This is a genomic window from Vibrio sp. 10N.222.48.A3 (assembly GCF_041475345.1).
Lineage (GTDB): Bacteria > Pseudomonadota > Gammaproteobacteria > Enterobacterales > Vibrionaceae > Vibrio > Vibrio tasmaniensis_A.
Genome location: NZ_JBFRVX010001377.1, coordinates 1 through 1,014, shown reverse-complemented (window position 1 = coordinate 1,014; position 1,014 = coordinate 1). Strand labels below are relative to the sequence as shown.

The 1,014-nt window shown below is 43.0% G+C and carries 1 protein-coding gene; it reads left to right on the top strand.

From position 1 onward, the window contains the following. Positions 1–21 precede the first annotated feature (21 nt). The coding region (locus tag AB4653_RS26470; RefSeq protein WP_372105712.1) for a DUF3404 domain-containing protein at positions 22–1,014 on the top strand (993 nt) is incomplete at its 3' end.

Sequence of the window (1,014 nt, the reverse complement as noted above, 5' to 3'; positions counted from 1 at the left end):
GTATATATTTGATTGATCTATATGAATTTGCGTTGGTTTGTGATCATCAAAAGAACATTTACTCTGCTTATCGCTACATTATCCGTTTCAGTGAACGCGTTTGCTGACTCTTTACCTGAGCGTATCGATAACTTCACTAAACTTTTTGATCATGAAATGGCAATTGAATCTTATGATATTCGACTGCTTCAGGCTGATTACCCGACTCGCTTGATCATGCCGTCCTCTATGCTGCCGCAAACTGCTGAATACCCACTAAAAGACATCCAACGCTTATACCGGTTATCAAAAACATGCAGCGGAAAGTTGCCTTTAAGCCCTCTAATCACAGAGCCTTTGGTCTTTACTCGTGCAATGTGTAAAGGAACTAAACTTTCTGATCGTTGGTTTACTCGAAGTGGTTTGATTCATCCCGGTGGCGGTTCATATGCCGCACGCTACGTTGAGTTATACCCAGAGAAATTTGACTCGTTGAAGCGCTACATGCACATTCAAGAGCGACCGAACACCGAACACGATGAACTACTGTCTCGTCTACAGAAGATGGACAATGAAGCCATAACAGCTTTGCTAGCGGGTGCGAGTATGTTTGTTGAGCTTGATGAAATGTGGGTCAAGCGCGGTGATAGATATTACCTGTATAAAGAATCAGTTTGGAACGAAAACGCTACGCTCGCGGGTTTAGCCTTTAGTTTGTCCTCAGAAGGCAACAGCTGTTTTGTCCAACGCGGCAATGTATGTTGGGAAATAGAAGATCATTCAGAACTTCTGCAGATAGCCATGTTTATTTTGGTGATTGCCAATATCCTACTCGTGTTGGGGTGGGCGGTTTACCGTTGGAACAGTAAAAAACAAGAGATGAAGAGCCGCATGCTGGTTCTTCAAATTCTAACGCATGAATTAAGAACGCCGATTGCAAGTTTGTCATTAACAGTTGAAGGGTTTAGGCGAGAGTTCGAACACTTGCCAGAATCGGTATATGATGAATTTCGTAGGTTGTGTGAAGATACACGC